Origin of the sequence: Proteus mirabilis HI4320 (assembly GCF_000069965.1) — a bacterium.
Taxonomy (GTDB): Bacteria; Pseudomonadota; Gammaproteobacteria; order Enterobacterales; family Enterobacteriaceae; genus Proteus; species Proteus mirabilis.
This window is the reverse complement of record NC_010554.1, coordinates 3,722,771-3,743,168: the sequence shown is the minus strand read 5'-3', so window position 1 is coordinate 3,743,168 and position 20,398 is coordinate 3,722,771. Positions and strand designations below refer to the sequence as shown.

At 40.7% G+C, this 20,398-nt stretch carries 22 protein-coding genes and 2 tRNA genes; 7 read left to right on the top strand and 17 right to left on the bottom strand.

Annotation, left to right across the window (positions count from 1 at the left end; genetic code table 11):
- Window positions 1-10: 10 nt before the first annotated feature.
- From rimP to rlmE, 8 genes are all read right to left on the bottom strand, one after another.
- Window positions 11-463 carry a ribosome maturation factor RimP gene (rimP, locus tag PMI_RS17015; protein WP_004253010.1) on the bottom strand — a complete coding sequence of 151 codons (453 nt, stop codon included), beginning with the start codon at window positions 461-463 and terminating at the stop codon, window positions 11-13.
- Window positions 464-662: 199 nt separating this feature from the next.
- Window positions 663-739: transfer RNA gene (locus tag PMI_RS17010), tRNA-Met, on the bottom strand.
- Window positions 740-799: 60 nt separating this feature from the next.
- Window positions 800-889 (bottom strand) — tRNA-Leu (locus tag PMI_RS17005).
- A gap of 64 nt (window positions 890-953) precedes the next feature.
- Window positions 954-1,298: a preprotein translocase subunit SecG gene (secG, locus tag PMI_RS17000; RefSeq protein ID WP_004246240.1), complete on the bottom strand. Its 345-nt coding sequence runs from the start codon at window positions 1,296-1,298 to the stop codon at window positions 954-956.
- A gap of 166 nt (window positions 1,299-1,464) precedes the next feature.
- On the bottom strand, window positions 1,465-2,802 hold the full coding sequence (gene glmM / locus PMI_RS16995) for a phosphoglucosamine mutase (RefSeq protein WP_004246241.1): 1,338 nt from the start codon (window positions 2,800-2,802) through the stop codon (window positions 1,465-1,467).
- Window positions 2,799-3,641, bottom strand: coding sequence for a dihydropteroate synthase (gene folP / locus PMI_RS16990; RefSeq protein WP_004246242.1), 843 nt, complete (start codon window positions 3,639-3,641; stop codon window positions 2,799-2,801). Before folP ends, glmM begins: the two co-directional genes overlap by 4 nt.
- 81 nt (window positions 3,642-3,722) lie before the next feature.
- Complete coding sequence (gene ftsH / locus PMI_RS16985; RefSeq protein WP_004246243.1) at window positions 3,723-5,663, bottom strand: ATP-dependent zinc metalloprotease FtsH; 1,941 nt, start codon at window positions 5,661-5,663, stop codon at window positions 3,723-3,725.
- Window positions 5,664-5,719: 56 nt separating this feature from the next.
- The gene (rlmE, locus tag PMI_RS16980; protein WP_004246244.1) at window positions 5,720-6,349 is read right to left on the bottom strand and encodes a 23S rRNA (uridine(2552)-2'-O)-methyltransferase RlmE; all 630 of its coding nucleotides are present in this window, start codon (window positions 6,347-6,349) and stop codon (window positions 5,720-5,722) included.
- A gap of 145 nt (window positions 6,350-6,494) precedes the next feature.
- On the opposite strand from rlmE, the gene yhbY reads away from it, so the two are divergent.
- A complete protein-coding gene (gene yhbY, locus PMI_RS16975) occupies window positions 6,495-6,788 on the top strand; it encodes a ribosome assembly RNA-binding protein YhbY (protein WP_012368729.1) in 294 nt (97 codons plus the stop codon).
- 122 nt (window positions 6,789-6,910) lie between these two features.
- Here the strand turns inward: yhbY and greA are convergent, their stop codons facing one another.
- Window positions 6,911-7,387: a transcription elongation factor GreA gene (greA, locus tag PMI_RS16970; protein ID WP_004246246.1), complete on the bottom strand. Its 477-nt coding sequence runs from the start codon at window positions 7,385-7,387 to the stop codon at window positions 6,911-6,913.
- 413 nt (window positions 7,388-7,800) lie between these two features.
- On the opposite strand from greA, the gene dacB reads away from it, so the two are divergent.
- On the top strand, window positions 7,801-9,243 hold the full coding sequence (gene dacB / locus PMI_RS16965; RefSeq protein WP_012368728.1) for a serine-type D-Ala-D-Ala carboxypeptidase: 1,443 nt from the start codon (window positions 7,801-7,803) through the stop codon (window positions 9,241-9,243).
- Window positions 9,244-9,353: 110 nt separating this feature from the next.
- Here the strand turns inward: dacB and cgtA are convergent, their stop codons facing one another.
- From cgtA to rplU, 3 genes are all read right to left on the bottom strand, one after another.
- Window positions 9,354-10,523 carry an Obg family GTPase CgtA gene (gene cgtA, locus PMI_RS16960; protein ID WP_004253016.1) on the bottom strand — a complete coding sequence of 390 codons (1,170 nt, stop codon included), beginning with the start codon at window positions 10,521-10,523 and terminating at the stop codon, window positions 9,354-9,356.
- 131 nt (window positions 10,524-10,654) lie between these two features.
- Window positions 10,655-10,912: a 50S ribosomal protein L27 gene (gene rpmA, locus PMI_RS16955; protein ID WP_004246250.1), complete on the bottom strand. Its 258-nt coding sequence runs from the start codon at window positions 10,910-10,912 to the stop codon at window positions 10,655-10,657.
- Between the two features lie 19 nt (window positions 10,913-10,931).
- The gene (gene rplU, locus PMI_RS16950; protein WP_004246251.1) at window positions 10,932-11,240 is read right to left on the bottom strand and encodes a 50S ribosomal protein L21; all 309 of its coding nucleotides are present in this window, start codon (window positions 11,238-11,240) and stop codon (window positions 10,932-10,934) included.
- A gap of 262 nt (window positions 11,241-11,502) precedes the next feature.
- Between rplU and ispB the strand changes: the two genes are divergently transcribed.
- Window positions 11,503-12,474 (top strand): octaprenyl diphosphate synthase, encoded by a 972-nt coding sequence (gene ispB, locus PMI_RS16945; RefSeq protein WP_004246252.1) that lies wholly within the window; start codon window positions 11,503-11,505, stop codon window positions 12,472-12,474.
- A gap of 46 nt (window positions 12,475-12,520) precedes the next feature.
- On the opposite strand, the gene PMI_RS16940 is transcribed toward ispB, so the two are convergent.
- Together PMI_RS16940 and PMI_RS16935 are read right to left on the bottom strand one after the other, a co-directional pair.
- Complete coding sequence (locus PMI_RS16940) at window positions 12,521-12,937, bottom strand: DNA-binding protein (RefSeq protein WP_004246253.1); 417 nt, start codon at window positions 12,935-12,937, stop codon at window positions 12,521-12,523.
- Between the two features lie 78 nt (window positions 12,938-13,015).
- Window positions 13,016-13,363, bottom strand: coding sequence for a DNA-binding protein (locus tag PMI_RS16935; protein ID WP_004246254.1), 348 nt, complete (start codon window positions 13,361-13,363; stop codon window positions 13,016-13,018).
- A 185-nt stretch (window positions 13,364-13,548) separates the two neighbouring features.
- On the opposite strand from PMI_RS16935, the gene PMI_RS16930 reads away from it, so the two are divergent.
- Entirely contained in the window at window positions 13,549-13,815 is a 267-nt protein-coding gene (locus PMI_RS16930) for a helix-turn-helix domain-containing protein (RefSeq protein WP_004246255.1), read from the top strand.
- A 100-nt stretch (window positions 13,816-13,915) separates the two neighbouring features.
- Here PMI_RS16930 and mdh read toward each other — a convergent pair whose 3' ends face one another.
- Window positions 13,916-14,854, bottom strand: a complete 939-nt coding sequence (gene mdh, locus PMI_RS16925) for a malate dehydrogenase (protein WP_004246256.1) — start codon at window positions 14,852-14,854, stop codon at window positions 13,916-13,918.
- Between the two features lie 450 nt (window positions 14,855-15,304).
- Here mdh and argR point away from each other — a divergent pair, with 450 nt between their 5' ends.
- On the top strand, window positions 15,305-15,775 hold the full coding sequence (gene argR, locus PMI_RS16920) for a transcriptional regulator ArgR (RefSeq protein WP_004246257.1): 471 nt from the start codon (window positions 15,305-15,307) through the stop codon (window positions 15,773-15,775).
- Between the two features lie 68 nt (window positions 15,776-15,843).
- Here argR and mpl read toward each other — a convergent pair whose 3' ends face one another.
- Window positions 15,844-17,223, bottom strand: coding sequence for a UDP-N-acetylmuramate:L-alanyl-gamma-D-glutamyl-meso-diaminopimelate ligase (gene mpl / locus PMI_RS16915; protein ID WP_004246258.1), 1,380 nt, complete (start codon window positions 17,221-17,223; stop codon window positions 15,844-15,846).
- 165 nt (window positions 17,224-17,388) lie between these two features.
- Here mpl and fbp point away from each other — a divergent pair, with 165 nt between their 5' ends.
- Window positions 17,389-18,396: a class 1 fructose-bisphosphatase gene (gene fbp, locus PMI_RS16910; protein WP_012368727.1), complete on the top strand. Its 1,008-nt coding sequence runs from the start codon at window positions 17,389-17,391 to the stop codon at window positions 18,394-18,396.
- A 199-nt stretch (window positions 18,397-18,595) separates the two neighbouring features.
- A complete protein-coding gene (gene ppa, locus PMI_RS16905) occupies window positions 18,596-19,123 on the top strand; it encodes an inorganic diphosphatase (protein WP_004246260.1) in 528 nt (175 codons plus the stop codon).
- 77 nt (window positions 19,124-19,200) lie between these two features.
- On the opposite strand, the gene PMI_RS16900 is transcribed toward ppa, so the two are convergent.
- Entirely contained in the window at window positions 19,201-20,394 is a 1,194-nt protein-coding gene (locus tag PMI_RS16900; protein WP_012368726.1) for an MFS transporter, read from the bottom strand.
- Between the last annotated feature and the right edge of the window lie 4 nt (window positions 20,395-20,398).

Here is a 20,398-nt window from a genome sequence, read left to right as displayed (position 1 = left end):
TCTTCAAAACTTAAAAGTGGGGTACCAGGTTAGCTTTCTGGATGTTGCTCAGTGCGAACACTTCGTCTTTACCATCCACAGTAACCGTGATCATTTCGCCAGCGACAGACTTAATAATGCCCTGCCATTTACGGCGGTTTTGCATCGCAATTCGTAATACAACGGCGACTTCTTCGCCGATAAATTGCTCATAATGCGTTGTAGTGAATAAAGGTCTTTCTAAACCAGGAGATGAGATCTCAAGGTTATAAAATGTTTGAATTGGATCTTCAACATCCAGCACAGCACTGACCTGGTGGCTAACATCAGCACAATCATCAACAGTGATACCTTCTTCACTATCAATATAGATACGCAATGTTGATACTCGACCACGAATAAACTCAAGACCAACAAATTCAAAGCCTAATGCTTCTACTGGTGCTGAAACCATCGCTGTTAATTTTTGCTCTAATGTGGACAAACCCACCCCCAAGGCATAAAAAAAGGGCTTATAGCCCAGTATTCTATTCTCTGATAACAAAAAACCCCGAAATTCGGGGCTTTATGCAACTGGACCCTGTAACTTGCCAATCGAGATAACCTCTTCTACGGCACATTCCACTCAGGATCATAATCGGTTTACAAGATGATTAATGAGAAAAGTGCTGTATTGTTAGAAGTGGTTGCGGGGGCTGGATTTGAACCAACGACCTTCGGGTTATGAGCCCGACGAGCTACCAAGCTGCTCCACCCCGCGTTCGAAAAACGTGGCAAATTTTACGCTGATAACAAGCAAAACGCAAGCTATCTGGAATAATGGTGCCGAGAACGGGACTTGAACCCGTACGCCCGTTTTGTAGGCACTACCACCTCAAGGTAGCGTGTATACCAATTTCACCACCTCGGCACTTTAATGAGACTGTTTATTTAACCAAAACCCCAAACAATCTCATTTTTAACTATTACTTAGTTTACTGCGGAATATCTGTGTTTGCTGGTGCTACAGGCGCTGCTAATTGCTCAGCTTTTTTCGCTTCTTCTGCAGTCTGCTCGATAGACATCCACTTACTGTCTTCACGAACAGTTTTATTGGCACTTAAATTACCTAAAATAAGGCAAAGTACAATAAACACTGTTGCTAAAACAGCGGTCATACGGGTCATGAAATTTGCTGAACCGCTTGAACCAAATACTGTACCGGAAGCACCTGCACCAAAAGAAGCGCCCATATCAGCACCTTTACCCTGCTGTAACAGGATCAGACCAACCAGCCCTGTTGCTGCAATGATAAGAATAACAATGAGTGCTGTATACATTTGCGTTACCTATTCTATGGAACTTATCGCCTATGCGATAACCTTCGATTGCTTCACCCGCTTTAGTTCAACGACCTTACTAAGCGGGTGTGAATACTAACCAAACCTGAACTGACAAGCAAGGTTATTTTACTATAAAGTGATTAATTGAAGAAAAAAACAGCAATTAGCCAACATGTTTTACTGCATCAGCAATACGATTCGCCATCGCTGTGACTTGCTCTTCATTTTCGCCTTCAACCATCACTCGAATTAATGGTTCTGTTCCTGATTTACGTAATAAAACGCGTCCCTTACCACCAAGCTCCGCCTCGACTTCTTTTGCGACTTGCTGAACTTCTGTGGATTGTAGAGGATCGTGATTTCCCGTAAAACGAACATTCACCAAAATTTGTGGTAATAATTTCATGCCACTGCATAGATCATGCAAGCTCATATGGTTACGAACCATTGCGCTTAATACTTGCAGACCAGCAACAATACCATCACCCGTTGTTGTCTTATCAAGTAAAATAATATGCCCCGAGTTTTCCGCCCCTAAACGCCAGCCTTTTTCTTGCAATTTCTCAAGTACATAGCGGTCACCCACTTTGGCTCTCACAAAAGGAATACCAAGCTGTTTTAAGGCAATCTCTAACCCCATATTACTCATTAGTGTACCGACGGCACCACCACGTAGTTGACCTTGACGCAATGCTTCTCGCGCAATGATATAGAGAATTTGGTCACCATCTACTTTTAGGCCTTTATGATCAACCATAATAATACGGTCACCATCACCATCAAAGGCTAAACCAACGTCGGCACCCTCTTCTAACACGCGTTTTTGCAACATACGTACATCTGTTGCACCACATTCGTCATTGATATTGATGCCCGTAGGCTCACAACCAATAGTGATAACCTCAGCCCCGAGTTCACGAAAAACATTAGGCGCAATATGGTAAGTTGCACCATGGGCACAATCCACAACAACTTTTAACCCATTTAAATTATTTTCGTTAGGGAACGTACCTTTACAAAATTCAATATAACGGCCTGCGGCATCAACAATGCGATTCGCACGCCCTAATTCTGCGGACTCTACACAAGTGATCGGTTTTTCCATTTCCGCTTCAATAGCTTCTTCTACTTCATCAGGTAGTTTTGTACCATCAATGGAGAAGAATTTGATGCCATTATCATAATAGGGATTATGAGAAGCAGAAATCACTATGCCAGCTTCTGCTCTGAAAGTACGGGTTAAATAAGCGACCGCGGGGGTTGGCATCGGGCCTGTAAATGAAGCGGATAATCCCGCAGCTGCAAGGCCTGCTTCTAGAGCCGATTCCAACATATAACCAGAAATACGAGTATCTTTACCGATAATGATTTTACGTGAGCCGTGACGTGCAAGTACTTTACCTGCAGCCCAGCCTAGCTTTAATACAAAATCAGGTGTAATAGGGCTGTCACCTACTTTTCCACGGATACCGTCTGTTCCAAAGTATTTACGTTCGCTCATTCATTATTTTCCTTTGCAGAAAGAGTCGCCTGCACGACTTTCATCGCATCTACAGTCTCTTTAACATCGTGTACACGAATAATTTGTGCCCCTTGCATTGCAGCAATAACTGCGCAAGCAACACTACCAGCAACACGCTCTTGTGGCGGAACATTGAGTAACTGCCCTACCATTGATTTACGTGACATTCCGGCGAGTATCGGTAAACCAAAGTGATGAAAATCACTTAGATGTGCTAATAATTGATAATTATGCGCTAAATTTTTACCAAAGCCGAAGCCTGGATCAAGAATAATTTGATTTTTCTCGATACCAGCATCAATACAACGTTGAATATTCTCTGCCAGAAAAGCATCAACTTCTATCATCACATTCTTATACTGCGGCGAATGTTGCATTGTTTTAGGTAAACCTTGCATATGCATAATACAAACAGGTAACCCCGTTTTTGCAGCCGCCTGAAGTGCTCCAGGTTCGGTAAGTGAACGTATATCATTGATAATAGAGGCACCCGCTTGAGCGGACTCCGTGATCACTTGTGCTTTGGATGTATCAACAGAAATCCACACATCAAAACGTTGCTGGATAGCTTCGACCACAGGAATAACACGATGTAATTCTTCATCGACAGAAACATCACTGGCACCCGGCCTTGTTGATTCACCACCGATATCGATGATAGAAGCCCCTTCAGCAATAAGTTTAGCGGCGTGGTTAATAGCATCATTAAGAGAGTTATGCGTTCCGCCATCAGAAAATGAATCTGGCGTCACATTTAAAATGCCCATCACTTGGGGTGAAGATAAATTAAGCTCTCTTCCTCTGGCAATTAATTTCATTTCGTTGATACCTATATAAAAAAACCCCAGAAAGCCTGGGGTTTGTATTTATAGCTTACTCAATATAGAACCCGATAAGGATTAATGAGTATTGTTATCAGAAGGTGTGTCACTCTCTGATCCTGACTTATTATTTGGCTCATTCGTCACATGTGTTTGTGTCGGCTGTGCTGTAGCGGTATTTGCACCACTATTGCCATTATTGCCTTCCCAACCTGCCGGTGGACGAACTTCACGACGATTCATTAAGTCATCAATTTGAGGTGCATCAATGGTTTCATAAGTCATTAATGCATCTTTCATTGAGTGCAGAATATCTAGGTTGTCCATCAGGATTTGACGAGCACGGGTATAGTTACGATCGATGATAGCTTTAATTTCTTCGTCGATAGTACGTGCCGTTTCATCTGACATATGTTGCGCTTTAGCAACTGAACGACCTAAGAACACCTCACCGTCTTCATCAGCATACAGTAATGGCCCTAATTTTTCAGAGAAGCCCCACTGTGTCACCATGTTACGTGCAATATTGGTTGCCACTTTGATATCATTAGAAGCCCCTGTCGAAACATGTTCAGGCCCATAAATGATCTCTTCCGCTAAACGGCCACCATAAAGTGTTGAAATTTGGCTTTCCAGTTTTTGACGGCTGGCACTGATTTGGTCACCTTCAGGTAAGAAGAAAGTCACACCTAATGCACGTCCACGCGGGATAATCGTCACTTTATGTACCGGATCATGTTCAGGCACTAAACGACCAATAATGGCGTGTCCCGCTTCATGATAAGCCGTTGATGCTTTTTGTTCTTCGGTCATAACCATTGAACGGCGTTCAGCACCCATCATGATCTTATCTTTTGCTTTTTCGAACTCGACCATTGAAACAACACGTTTGTTACCGCGTGCAGCAAATAGTGCAGCTTCATTAACCAAGTTTGCCAAGTCAGCACCGGAGAAACCCGGAGTACCACGAGCAAGGATCGCAGGATCAACGTCTGGTGATAATGGCACTCGGCGCATATGCACTTTCAGAATTTGCTCACGACCACGAACATCTGGTAAACCTACGACGACTTGACGGTCAAAACGACCTGGACGTAATAATGCAGGGTCTAATACGTCAGGGCGGTTAGTTGCGGCAATCACGATGATACCTTCGTTGCCTTCAAAACCATCCATTTCGACCAGCATCTGGTTCAGCGTTTGTTCACGTTCATCATGACCACCGCCAAGACCGGCACCACGTTGACGACCAACCGCATCGATTTCATCGATAAAGATGATACAAGGTGCTGCTTTTTTAGCCTGTTCAAACATATCACGAACACGAGAAGCACCAACCCCGACAAACATTTCAACGAAGTCAGAACCAGAAATAGTAAAGAAAGGTACTTTTGCTTCACCAGCAATCGCTTTTGCTAATAATGTTTTACCCGTACCCGGAGGACCAACCATTAGGATACCTTTCGGAATTTTACCACCTAATTTCTGGAAACGACCCGGATCACGTAAATACTCAACTAGCTCGCTGACTTCTTCTTTGGCCTCATCACAACCTGCAACATCAGCAAAGGTTGTTTTGATTTGGTCTTCTGTCAACATGCGAGCCTTACTCTTACCAAAAGACATCGCACCTTTACCGCCACCACCTTGCATTTGGCGCATAAAGAAGATCCAAAGACCAATCAGTAAAAGCATTGGGAACCAAGACACAAAAATTTGTGTTAGAAGGCTTTGACCTTCAATGGGTTCACCGGTCACTTTTACATTACGGTTCATTAAAGTGGTCAGCAGGTTATCATCACGCATAGGCATATACGTGCTGTACTTTGAGTTATCTGTTTTAGTTACATTAATATCATAACCACTTATGCTGACCTCGCGTAACTGGTTATTAGTTAACTCATTGATAAAGGTAGAGTAATCCACCTTACGACTATTCGAATCGCTGGGTCCGAAGCTCTGGAATAATGACATCAATACGACTGCAATGACTAACCAGAGGATCAGGTTTTTCGCCATGTCACTCAAGGGATTAACCTCATATTACAACTGTGTTAACAAATAGCTTTAGGGTACTAAAGTTTACGCCCTGTGGCTACAATATATACCTCACGAGAACGAGACCGCGAAGCGTCTGGTTTACGAACTTTCACTTTCGTAAACAGGGAGCGTATTTGCCCCAGGTACTCATCAAAGCCTTCTCCCTGAAACACTTTGACAATAAAACTTCCCCCGGGAGCCAGCACATCACGACACATATCAAGCGCTAACTCTACTAAATACATGGATCGAGGAATATCGACCGCGGGTGTTCCGCTCATGTTTGGAGCCATGTCAGACATGACAACCTGGACTTTATTATCACCTACTCTATCAAGCAATGCCTTCAATACAAGTTCATCACGAAAATCGCCTTGAAGGAAATCGACACCAACGATAGGATCCATAGGTAAAAGGTCACATGCGATGATCCTACCTTTATTTCCTAACTGCTGTACGACATATTGAGACCACCCACCCGGAGCAGCACCTAAATCGACAACGGTCATACCTGGTTTGAAAATGTTATCACTTTGCTGAATTTCTTCCAATTTAAACCAAGCTCGAGAGCGAAACCCTTTTTTCTTTGCTTGTTGAACATATTTATCACTAAAATGTTCTTGTAACCAGCGGCTAGAGCTTGCCGAACGTTTTTTATTGGCCATTGCGTTTTCCAACTATCATACACTTAGCAATCAAAAATTTTACTTCTTCACTCATTTTACCGCATCTTGACGACATTTTATGGTGATAAATGAGAGATGGCGTTAGAATAGACCGTTTTCAATCCCAACTAAGCAAAAATTAATGATGACTCTTAACAAAAAACAAATTCAACACCTGAAAGGGCTCGCTCATCATCTCAATCCTGTCGTTATGATCGGTAACAACGGGTTGACTGAAGGCGTTCTTGCAGAAATTGAAATCGCTCTGGCACATCATGAGCTTATCAAAGTCAAAATCGCAGGCGAAGATCGAGATGTTAAAAACTTGATCGTGGCAGCGATTGTACGTGAAAGCGGTGCACAGAATGTACAAGTTATCGGAAAAATGGTTGTTCTTTATCGCCCTTCTGAAGCGCGTAAAATTATTTTACCGAAATAAAACTTATACCTTTATATAAAAATGCCATAACTAACTCTATGGCAAAAAAGGCCTTTTCAGGCCTTTTTTAATATTACCACAGGATAGCATTCTAGTTTTCTATAGAAACGTAAAATTACAAATTAAATATATTCTACGTTTAAAACTTCATACTCTACTTGGCCGCCTGGGGTGTTAATGACCACCACATCATCTAACTCTTTACCAATCAATCCACGGGCAATCGGTGAGTTGACTGAAATTAAGTTTTCTTTAATGTTTGCTTCATCATCACCAACAATGCGGTATTTTTGCTCTTCTTCAGTATCCACATTGAGTAACGTCACCGTGGCACCAAAAATAATACGTCCATTATTTGTCATTTTAGTGATATCAATGACTTGCGCATTTGATAATTTTGCTTCAATTTCTTGAATGCGGCCTTCACAGAAACCCTGTTGTTCACGAGCTGCGTGATATTCCGCGTTTTCTTTTAAGTCGCCATGTTCCCGTGCCTCAGCAATGGCCGCGGTAATTTCTGGGCGACGAACACTTTTTAGATATTCCAGTTCTTCGCGTAATTTTTCTGCTCCGAGAACTGTCATAGGGATCTGATTCATGTGTTAATACCTCAATACTATTCCTAATAAAAAATAGGTATCATCCTGATTTTTTATACTAACAACACAGAGAAAAGGTTCTACTTTACTCTTCTCAAGACAAAAAAAGACACAGGCAGCCTTAATGAGGGCCTGTCCCTTTATATATTCGATGAATAGAAAATAATTGTAACTTTCTACCCTTTTGGTTGGGAAGTAGTAAAAACCTCCCTTATCTAAAGCTAAACTAAATCTAACACAAGAGGCCAATGGCTTCACGTCTTATTCTCGTTTTAAAAACAGGATAAGTAATATTTTCTGATAATCAGATAATCACACGTGTTACCGTTTACTTTTGCCCTCATTGCCCTTTAGTATTAGCCTCTGGCAATCAACACTATAGCGTTAAGCTTATAGTTACGGATAGAGAAATTATGCGCTTATTACCTATATTCCGCGGAATATTTTATACCTTGAGTCTGTTAAGCTTTTCAACCCTCGCCATTCCTGTTGAAAAATATATAGAACTTTTGCCTGATGGCACTCAAGTCGGTTTAATCACCCAAACTGTTGGCGCATCCTCCCCTAACCTAACTTATAATGATAATCAATTATCTTTGCCAGCCAGCACACAAAAAGTGGTCACAGCTTTAGCCGCCCTATTGCAATTAGGGGGCGATTATCAATTTACCACCACAATGGAAACGGAAGGTAAGATAAAAAACAATCAACTAGAGGGTGATTTAATTTTCCGTTTTAGTGGTGATCCTACGCTAACTCGCCAGCAATTACGAGCAATGGTTGCCGTATTAAAACAATCCGGCGTCACAAAAATAACGGGAAATTTATTAATTGATACCTCTGCTTTCTCCAGCCATGACAAAGCGCCGGGATGGGTTTGGAATGATATGACCCAATGCTTTAGTGCCCCACCAAGTGCCGCTATTGTAGATAAAAATTGTTTTTCCGTCTTACTGCAAAGTGGTCAAAAAGAAGGTGATATCGCCACCATACGTAAAGCGTCTTTTTATCCTGTCACGGTTTTAAGCGAAGTTGAAACCTATGAAAAAGGCTCAACACGAACCCGCTTTTGCGAATTAGACGTCACGGTGAGAGATTTAAATACTTATGTGATAACAGGCTGCATTCCTAAACGTGAAGAAGCCATGCCGCTGATGTTTTCCATTCAAGATGGTGCGCACTGGGCAGGTATATTGCTAAAAGAAGAGTTACAACGTGCAGATATTGAGCTGGACGGTTATGTCAAACGCCGCTCCCAACCTAAAGCCTCTGTTACTGTTTTAGCACAAACACAATCTAAACCGTTACACACTTTATTGACGACGATGTTAAAAGAGTCTGACAATATGATTGCAGATGCCGTATTTAGAACTATTGGTCGTGAATATTATGGTGTTGCTGGCACTTGGCGTTCAGGGGCGGATGCCACTCGTGCTATTTTAAAACAAAAAGCGGGCATTGATTTAGCTAATACAATTATGGTGGATGGATCTGGGCTTTCCCGCCATAACCTGATAGCCCCCGCAACCATGATGCAAGTATTACAATATGTCGGACAACATGATAGTGAGTTAAATTTTATCAGTATGCTTCCTCTTGCTGGTCATGATGGTACATTGCAATATCGTGGTGGTTTTACTGAAGCGGGCGTCAACGGTAAAGTTTCCGCTAAAACAGGTTCACTCAAGGGAGTGTATAATCTAGCTGGCTTTATGACCACAGCCAATGGACAGAAAGTAGCATTTGTACAATTTATTTCTGCCTACTCTCCGCCTACACAAAATCGCAATGCTGGACGCGCCTATTTGGTTCGTTTTGAAACGAATTTATATAAAGATATCTATAACAATAGATAGCACTATTATTTGTTAGAAAGTAAAAACGCCTGAAAATTCAGGCGTTTTTTATGTCTCGCTATCTGTATGTCTATACGATACCGAGACAACAATACCGATAAAAAGAGAGATTAGCGTTGGTAGATAAACTCTACACCATCATCATCTTCTTCATCCCAATCTTCGTCATCGTCTTCAAGGTCAGGATTTTCAAGTTGTTCTTTATGGTAGTCATCCCACATAAAATCAACTTTTTCTTCAGCGGCTAAAGCGGTAGCAATATCTTGCTCACGTGGGGTTACTTTCAGGAATTCCATAATATCCCAACAAAGTTTTTTCACCCCTTCTTGGTTGATAGCAGCAATCATATAATAATCACCTTCCCAACCCAACGCTTCAACTATCGCTTGTGCTTTCTGTTTTGCTTCATCGGCATCAAGCAGATCCACTTTATTGAAAACTAACCAACGTGGTTTTTGTGCCAGTTTATCGCTGTATTTTTCTAATTCAGAAATAATGATTTTGGCATTTTCAACGGGATCAGAACCATCAATAGGATCGATGTCGATCAAATGCAATAATACACGGCAACGTTCTAAATGTTTCAGGAACTGGATCCCAAGACCCGCGCCATCAGCAGCCCCTTCGATCAGCCCCGGTATATCTGCAACGACAAAGCTTTGATGGCTGTCCATACGCACAACACCTAAGCTAGGTACTAGTGTAGTAAATGGATAATCTGCCACTTTTGGTTTGGCTGCCGAGACGGCTCGAATAAAGGTAGATTTACCGGCATTCGGCATACCTAACATACCTACATCCGCAAGTAGCATCAGCTCTAACAGTACTTCACGTGATTCACCCGGTGTACCCATTGTGCGTTGACGTGGTGCACGATTGACTGATGATTTAAAACGCGTATTCCCTAAACCATGGAAGCCACCTTTAGCGACCATTTGTTTTTGACCATGTACCGTTAAGTCAGCAATGATCTCACCTGTAGCAAGATCACGGGCACGCGTCCCCACAGGGACATTAATAGTAATATCTTGACCACGTTTTCCCGTACAATCACGGCTTTGGCCATTTTCACCACGCTCAGCGCGATAAGATTTAGTAAAACGGTAATCGATAAGGGTGTTGAGGTTTTCGTCTGCAACCATGTAGACATCACCACCATCACCGCCATCACCACCGTCTGGTCCCCCTTTCGGGATATATTTTTCTCGACGAAAGCTTACACAGCCGTTACCACCGTCGCCAGCGACGATTAGGATCTTGGCCTCATCAACAAATTTCATGATTTTACTCCGTATGATAGCCATTAACGTGCTGGATGGCCGAAATTACCCAGAGATGGCCTTTTTTAAATATAAAAAGCCCCGCAACAGACTGTGCAGGGCTTTTAACTCGGTGTTTAAAGGACCGGTAATTATTCAGCTTCGATGCTGATAAATTTACGATTGTTTGGACCTTTAACTTCGAATTTAACTTTTCCGTCAGCTAACGCAAACAGGGTGTGGTCACGACCACAACCAACGTTAGTACCTGCATGGAACTTAGTACCACGTTGACGAACGATGATGCTACCTGCTAATACAGCTTCACCACCGAAACGTTTTACACCTAGACGTTTTGCTTCGGAATCGCGACCGTTACGAGTCGAGCCGCCAGCCTTTTTGTGTGCCATTAATCTGCTCTCCTAAACCTTAAGCGATACCAGTGATTTTAACATCAGTAAACCACTGACGGTGGCCCTGTTGTTTACGGCTGTGTTTACGACGACGGAACTTAACAATTTTAACTTTCTCGCCGCGACCGTGAGCAACCACTTCCGCTTTAACTTTAACGCCCTCAAGGATTGGAGCGCCAATTTGAATGTTGTCGCCATCAGCGACCATCATGACGGTGTCAAACTCAATAGTTTCGCCAGTTGCTACTTCAAGCTTTTCTAAGCGAATTGTTTGACCTTCGCTGACTCGGTGTTGTTTACCACCACTTTGGAAAACCGCGTACATATAAACTCCGCTTTCCGCACACTCCCAATATGTATAATTTGAGTGCACAATTAAAATATTCACATAGGGCGCGAATTCTACGCAAATTTAGTCGCGATGACAAGTATAGATCGCAAACAACCAGCAAAAAAAAGAGTTTTTTACACAATATTTATTTCAGCCATTTTTAAAGTACAATCTAAATTATAAGAGAGTAAAATCTATGGCATGATCATTTTTTATTAATTATAACGCGCTCATTGGCGAGCCAAAGTCGAAAAACATGAATTTAGAATCTATTATAAAACTCACATCCGCTGATATGGCTGCGGTAAATGACGCAATTCTTTACCAGCTTAATTCAGATGTTTCTTTGATAAACCAGCTTGGTTACTACATCATTAGCGGTGGTGGTAAAAGGATCCGCCCAATGATCGCTGTTCTGACCGGCCGAGCTTTGGATTATCAAGGGGACAAACATATCTCTGTCGCCGCTTTAATTGAATTTATTCATACCGCAACATTATTGCACGACGATGTTGTTGATGAATCCGATATGCGTAGAGGCAAACAAACAGCTAATGCTGTGTTTGGTAATGCTGCAAGCGTGCTGGTAGGTGACTTTATTTATACACGATCTTTTCAGATGATGACGGATCTTGATTCCATGCGCGTGCTAAAGCTGATGTCTAGCGCAACCAATGTGATCGCTGAAGGTGAAGTATTACAATTAATGAATTGTAACGATCCTGACATTACTGAAGATGACTATATGCAAGTTATCTACAGTAAAACCGCCCGTTTATTTGAAGCTGCCTCTCATGCGTCAGCCATCCTCTGCGGAGCCACTCCAGAGCAAGAGAAAGCTTTCCAAGATTATGGTCGTTATCTTGGTACCGCATTCCAGCTGATTGACGATTTACTGGATTATGATGCAGATAATACCCAATTAGGTAAAAATACCGGTGACGATCTGGATGAAGGTAAACCTACTTTGCCTTTACTTCATGCCATGCACCATGGTAACGAAACAGAATCACAACTCATTCGTCAAGCCATTGAAAAAGGTAACGGCCGTCATTTACTCGACACTGTGTTAAAAACGATGAAACAGTGTGGCTCACTGGAATATACCCGCCAAAAAGCGGAAGAAGAAGCCGATAAAGCCATTGAGGCGTTAGCGATTATTCCTGATTCATCTTACAAAGATGCATTAATTGGCCTTGCGCACGTTGCTGTGCAACGACAATCGTAATTTTCATACCTAAACCCCATAAAGTATGAGAAGCCCGTCAGAGCGACTATGTCGACTCTGGGGGGCTTTTTAATTTTTGAACCACTTCTTCATTTTCTCGTTCGATCTCTTCTTGATTGTCAGCATCAATATAGCTAATTAACTTAGCGAGACCTTCTCGTAAAACAAATTTTACGATTTTTTCACGCTCTGATTTTGTTAGCTGATAATAAGCTTCCACCCAGATAAGAAAGGCATCCTGACGCTTAGATAAATATTCTGCAGGAGGCTCATGCGCCGCTAACACACTCACCACCTCTTCAGGGAGGCTTTTAACCGAGTACTCAACGGCTTTACCTTGTACTCCACGCTTACGGCGATTTTCCCATCCTTCACGGCGTGCCATTAAATTGACCCCTTGTGGAGAATTAGGTAACCCTGCAAGCCCTACTAATTCTTTTGCTGTATACCATTCTTTTTTCATGATCTCATCTCACATTCAACTAAGAGGTTAGTCAGATATCGGTTGCGGATAACGCAATAGCGCGTTCTTTAAAGTCGCTTAATCTTTGACGATCTTTTCTAAAAAACTTCTAATACCATCCCGCAAGATCAGCTCTGTTACTGTTTTTTGTTCACCATCATTAAGTTGTTGGAATGCTTTCACCCAGATAACGAGTGGCTCCTCTTTATTTAGTTTGTAATGTGCTAATGGTTCATAAAGCTCCAGAGCAATTAAAGTTTCTTCTGGTAAACAAGAGTAATGATATTCAACGCCATTTCCTTGTTTATTAGTTCTCTTTTGTTTTAACCAAGATTCACGTTTAGCTTTTGCATTTACACCTTGTGGTGATTTAGGTAATCCACCTATACCCGTCAATTCCATTGCCGTATACCACTCTTTTTTCATTACGTTTCTCTAAAATTGTTATCAACTTCAAAAAAGAAATTATTAAGAAAAAAATCAGAAATATTTTTAGAAAAATAATGTTATTTTATTTTCTAAATAATCAGTTTAATGCTTTTAAGCATTTCTAATAAACTGTTATTTATACCACTAACACAGCATTTAATTTTATAGAAAAAGGATTAAAAATGATTTCAAGGAAATCTGATTGGCATCCTGCCGATATTATTGCCGCACTCAGAAAACGAGGCACAACACTGGCAGCCATCTCTCGCCAAGCTGGTTTAAGCTCTTCAACACTGGCTAATGCACTGTCACGCCCTTGGCCAAAAGGTGAGAAAATCATTGCTGACTTTCTAGGTGTAGCGCCTTCGGAAATTTGGCCCAGTCGTTATTTTCATCCTGAAACAGGAGAATTACTTGAACGGAAGATACGCGACAAAACCAATAATTAACTAATAATTACATATATTATAATTAATAAAAAAAACCGCTGATACACTATCAGCGGTTTTTATTTAAATTTACATTATTTTAAAGCAAAAAAGTTATTTTTTATTTATTAATAAATTCTTCGCCAAGAATTATATCTTTTTTCAATACATCCAACATGCCATTAAGAGATTGTTTTTCAAAATCACTTAATTGACCGATTGGTAGATATTCTTCAACACCATTCTTACCTAAACGAACAGGTTGTGCAAAGAAACGGGCATGTTCACCATCGCCTTCGGTATAGGTGCACTCAATAACATCTTTTTCGCCATTTAAAGCACGGATCAATGAAAGACCAAAGCGCGCAGCTGCTTGTCCCATTGATAATGTGGCTGATCCGCCACCCGCTTTAGCTTCAACAACCTCAGTCCCCGCATTTTGAATACGTTTTGTTAATGCAGCAACTTCTTCATCAGTAAATGACACACCGGCTACTTGAGATAGCAAAGGAAGAATAGTGACACCTGAGTGTCCACCAATGACCGGAACATTCGTTGTTTGTGGATCTTTGCCTTTTAATTCAGCAACAAAAGTATTCGCACGGATAATATCCAGTGTTGTCACACCAAATAGGCGTTTTTTATCATAAACACCGGCTTTTTTCAGTACTTCAGCAGCGATAGCAACCGTAGTATTGACTGGATTAGTAATGATACCAATAAGCGCCTTAGGGCAGTTTTGTGCAACTTTTTCAATAAGATTACGCACGATCCCTGCATTTACATTGAAAAGATCAGAGCGATCCATACCCGGTTTACGGGCAACACCGGCAGAAATTAAAACAACATCTGCATCTTTTAATGCAGGAGAAGGATCTTCGCCAGCAAAACCTTTTACCCTTACTTGAGTAGGTATATGACTTAAGTCCGCTGCAACACCCGGTGTAACCGGAGCGATATCATATAAAGAGAGTTCACTACCAGCTGGAAGCTGATTTTTAAGAAGAAGTGCCAGTGCCTGACCAATACCACCCGCTGCACCGAGAACTGCTACTTTCATTCTGATACTCCTTAGTTTACGAGATAGTGGAACGCCTTTGATATACTCACTATTACGCAACACACCTAGTAAAGAAAACAATTATTTAACAGCTATATTGCATAATAAGGCATTTGTAGTAAAAAATAATACTTCGGTTATTCTAAACAAATTGCTTATCTGTTAATGAGATAGCGGGCACTCTTTTGAGAAATAATTCCAATAAATATCACTAAGAGCTAAACGCGCTATCTCATATTGCATAATCATTTAAGATTATCATTTAGTTAACAAATTATTTACCTAATCAAGATTATCGCATTCAATATCGAGAAATAAAACTTTTTTGAGTTAACACACAAAAACACACATCAACCAAGAAGAGAAACAAGATTAACGGAGCTAATGTTGCATAAAAATTCACTTCTCTGCATAATGTGCGAGTTATTGATAACTCACTAAAGGTGAACTATGCGCACTCCTTCTAAGCAAGAAGACTTGGTTAAAGCATTTAAAGCCCTGCTGAAAGAAGAAAAATTCAGTTCACAAGGCGAGATTGTAACTGCATTACAAGAAGCTGGTTTTGATAATATTAACCAGTCTAAAATCTCTCGTATGCTAACAAAATTTGGCGCAGTAAGAACGCGTAATGCCAAAATGGAGATGGTTTACTGCCTGCCAACAGAACTTGGTGTACCAACAGCAAGTAGCCCATTGAAAAATTTGGTACTTGATATTGACCATAACCACTCAGTAGTGGTTATTAGAACCAGCCCCGGTGCCGCACAGCTTATTGCACGTTTATTAGATTCTTTAGGTAAAGCAGAAGGGATCCTCGGAAGTATCGCTGGTGATGACACTATTTTTTCTACACCCGCGCCAGGATTCTCAACAGAAGAACTACGAGATGCGATTTTAAACCTATTTGATCAGGAATTATAAATAGCGACTTCAGGAAAATAGGTCATAAACAGTAAGCCACTGAAATTTCAGTGGCTTACTTATTTAAATTAATATTGATCCACAGATGATTTTGGTGTGGCTAATTTCGCCAGGAGTTTTTCATGTATACCACCAAAGCCACCATTGCTCATGATCAAAATATGATCACCCGGTTTAGCTTCTTTAGCAACCATCTCCACTAATGTATCAATATCCGTGCTCCAACGAGCAGGCTGTACACACTTCTCAGCAATATCACTGACTAACCATTGAATGTTAGGTGGCTGAAATAAGAAAACTTCATCAGCACGTCCCAATGCCGGGGCGATATCATCTTTACTGATCCCCATCTTCATCGTATTAGAGCGAGGTTCTAATACCGCAATAATACGTGCTGTTCCGCCAACTTTACTACGTAGCGCTTCAAGGGTTGCTAAAATCGCCGTAGGATGATGGGCAAAGTCATCATAAACACTCACTTGATTTACTTCACCCCGTAACTCTAAACGACGACGGGCGTTAATAAATTTATTGAGTGCTGCGCATGCATCTACCGGTAATACACCAACGTGGTGAGCTGCCACAATGGCCATTAAGCCATTTTGCATATTGTGTTCACCCGAAAGTCCCCAACAAACCTCACCGACTTGCTCACCTTTATGGAACACTGCAAAGTGGCTACTGTCATTACTGATCTTTTTCGCCTGCCAATCACCCGTCTCACCGGTGTACTCTTCCTCACTCCAACATCCCATACCAATGGTCTGTTTTAAGTTCAGATCGTTATCAGGCATGATAATTTTGCCACTGCCCGGCACAATACGGACTAAATGATGAAACTGTTTTTGAATCGCCGTTAGATCATCAAAAATATCTGCATGATCGAATTCCAGATTATTTAAGATAAGCGTACGTGGCGAGTAATGAACAAATTTAGAACGTTTATCAAAGAAAGCACTGTCATACTCATCAGCTTCAATAACAAAAAACGGGCTTTCCCCCAATTGTGCTGAAACTTGAAAGTTACCCGGCACACCACCAATTAAAAAACCAGGTTGATAACCACAATCTTCTAAAATCCAAGCCAGCATACCTGCCGTAGTCGTTTTACCATGGGTACCCGCAACGGCCAAAACCCAACGCTCAGGCAAAATATAGTCATGTAACCATTGTGGCCCTGATGTGTAAGGCAATCCTTTTTCAAGTACCGCTTCAACACAAGGATTCCCTCGAGTCATCGCATTGCCAATAATCACCATGTCAGGAGCAGGTTCTAATTGTTGTGGATCATAACCTTCGATTAGCTCAATGCCTTGATTTTCCAATAATGTGCTCATTGGAGGATAAACATTTGCATCAGAGCCAGTTACTTTATGCCCTTTCGCTCGAGCTAAGATGGCAAGACTTCCCATAAAGGTGCCACAAATACCAAGAATATGAATGTGCATGAATTTCTTTCCAATAGCATGAAGTTGGTCACTATTCTAACCATCAAAAAGCAGATTAGAAACGGATTAACCTTTGAATCATGCGATTCTTTGGATAAACTTGCCACTAATAAGGAAACTTTTTTCCTTTTTATATTTTATCCATTCACATTCAGGACCCACGTCATGAAAACATTAGGCGAATTTATCGTCGAGAAACAACAAGATTTTCCCCATGCAACTGGCGAATTAACGGCATTACTGTCAGCCATTAAGCTTGGGGCTAAAATTATTCACCGTGATATTAATAAAGCTGGGTTAGTCGATATTCTTGGCACTAACGGTGTTTCTAATGTTCAAGGTGAAGCCCAGATGAAACTGGATCTTTACGCGAATGAGAAACTAAAAGCAGCACTTAAAGCTCGTGGTGAAGTTGCGGGGATCGGTTCGGAAGAAGAAGACGATATCGTTATCTTTGAAGGTGATCGTGCGGAAAATGCCAAGTATGTGGTATTAATGGATCCATTGGATGGTTCTTCTAATATCGATGTAAACGTTTCCGTTGGTACTATTTTCTCTATTTACCACCGTATTACGCCTATTGGCCAACCAGTGACACTAGATGATTTCCTGCAACCCGGTAATCGCCAAGTTGCTGCGGGTTATGTCGTTTATGGCTCATCTACTATGTTGGTTTACACTACCGGTTGTGGTGTACATGCCTTTACTTACGATCCTTCTTTAGGGGTTTTCTGTTTATCTCACGAAAGTGTTCATTTTCCGCCTACCGGAAATATGTATTCAATCAATGAAGGTAACTACATTAAATTCCCATTAGGGGTAAAAAAATACATCAAGTATTGCCAAGAGCAGGATGCAACGACTAACCGTCCTTATACAACTCGCTATATTGGCTCTTTGGTTGCGGATTTCCATCGTAACTTGCTCAAAGGGGGGATTTATATTTACCCAAGTACGGCAAGTCATCCAAATGGTAAATTACGCTTACTTTATGAATGCAATCCAATGGCATTCCTCGCGGAACAAGCGGGTGGTAAAGCCAGTAATGGTAAAGATCGTATTTTAGATATCAAACCAACAGAGTTGCACCAACGCATGCCATTCTTTGTGGGTACTAAAGCGATGGTCGAACAAGCAGAAGCATTTATGGCTCAATATCCAGACGAAGAATAAATTTTCTTTTTGTCAGGATATAGTTAAACCGGGCTTAATTAACGCGTCCGGTTTTTTCATCTCCCAAAATAGCTAATTCGTGTATTTGTTGCTTATTTTTACCTCAAAAGGCAACCTGTACGGCAAAAAACGGGTATTGTTAAAAACTTTTCGCTATACTACGAGCCACGTCAAATTAATTTTTCATAGGAAATTTTTTATGAGCCTGAATCATGTTCCTGCTGGTAAAGAACTACCAGAAGATATCTATGTTGTTATTGAAATTCCAGCCAATGCTGATCCAATCAAATACGAAGTTGATAAAGAAAGTGGTGCACTGTTCGTTGACCGTTTTATGTCAACAGCGATGTTCTACCCATGCAACTACGGTTACATCAACAACACATTATCTTTAGATGGTGATCCAGTAGACGTTCTGGTTCCAACTCCATACCCATTACAACCAGGTTCAGTCATTCGTTGCCGTCCTGTTGGCGTACTGAAAATGACTGATGAATCAGGTGAAGATGCAAAACTGGTTGCAGTACCACACACCAAACTAAGTAAAGAATACGATCACATTAAAGATGTGAACGATCTACCTGAATTATTAAAAGCTCAAATCAAACACTTCTTCGAACATTACAAAGATTTAGAATCTGGTAAATGGGTAAAAGTTGATGGTTGGGAAGGCGTAGAAGCGGCTAAAGCTGAAATTCTGTCTTCTTTTGAACGCGCAAAAAAATAATTCTGTGTCATTAGAATTAGCGTTGCTAAGTAATCCATTGGTTGCTTAGCCAAAATAAGCCCACTTCAAATGTGGGCTTATTTTATGATTATCTCTTTTTTATGGTTTAACCGCATAATAAGCATTACGCCACTCACCAAGGTGATCGCCATAGCGATTATCATCAATATATATACTGTCGAAATATTCCCTGTAGAGAAAAAGAGCAATCCCCCAACAATAGGCAAAATCAGTTGATTAAACAATATAATCAGTGAGGAAATGCTGGCTAATTGTGTCACAGGAATAATTTCTATTCTTAACATCCGTAAAATATTCCCTGAAAAAACCTTACCAATAATGGATAGGGCATAAAAGAGAATAAAAGCCGTGATATCATGTTGAAAAATAACCAATAGAAAAGAACTTATTGTAATGATACAAATTGATAGAGACATTAATAATTTTCGATTTAAATAATGGGTTAGATAACCATATAAATAAGTTCCTATCACGCCACAGATCCCCGCAGAAATATCAATAAAGCCATAATATTTAATGGGTAAATTCATCGATTGGTCGATCAACGCCGCCCCACTCGACTCAATTAATCCATCAAACATATTATTGCCGATAGCAATTAAAATAGAAAAAACCAAAATAGGAGACGTAAAAATCACCACTATCCTTTTCGTCACCTGTAATGTCTCTGTTAGTCTATGTAACTGAGTGGCAGATTGGCGCTGTTTTGGCACTAAGTAAAAGAACAAAAAGAACACGGCGTTAATGAAATAAAATAGACAGGGAATAATCAGTAAATAATGGTAACCATAATCAATAAATAACATACCGATTAATGGGCCAATGATCATGCCCAAAAAATCCATTCGAGACATTATATTAATATGATATTCTTTATGGCGACTCATCAAGGCAATAATTTTTTCATATGAAATCAGTGTCTGTGAATTACCAATAGAAATTAAGCTACCCACTAATCCAAAACTAATTGCAATAACTAAATCAGAGGAAAAATCTACTATTAATAAAAATAAACAACCGATAATTTTACAGCTATCGGAAATAACAGAAACAGGACGGACACCTAGACCATCAATATATTGACCAATAAGCGGTATTAAAAAAATACGTGGTAACCACCATAAAGCGTATGTCAATCCCGCATATTCAATGCTTGTTGTTAATTGATAAACAATAACAGGTGTCAAAAAAACCATTAGACCATCTGCACTTAATACCAAAAAAAGCATATAGAAAAAGACAATACGCATAATA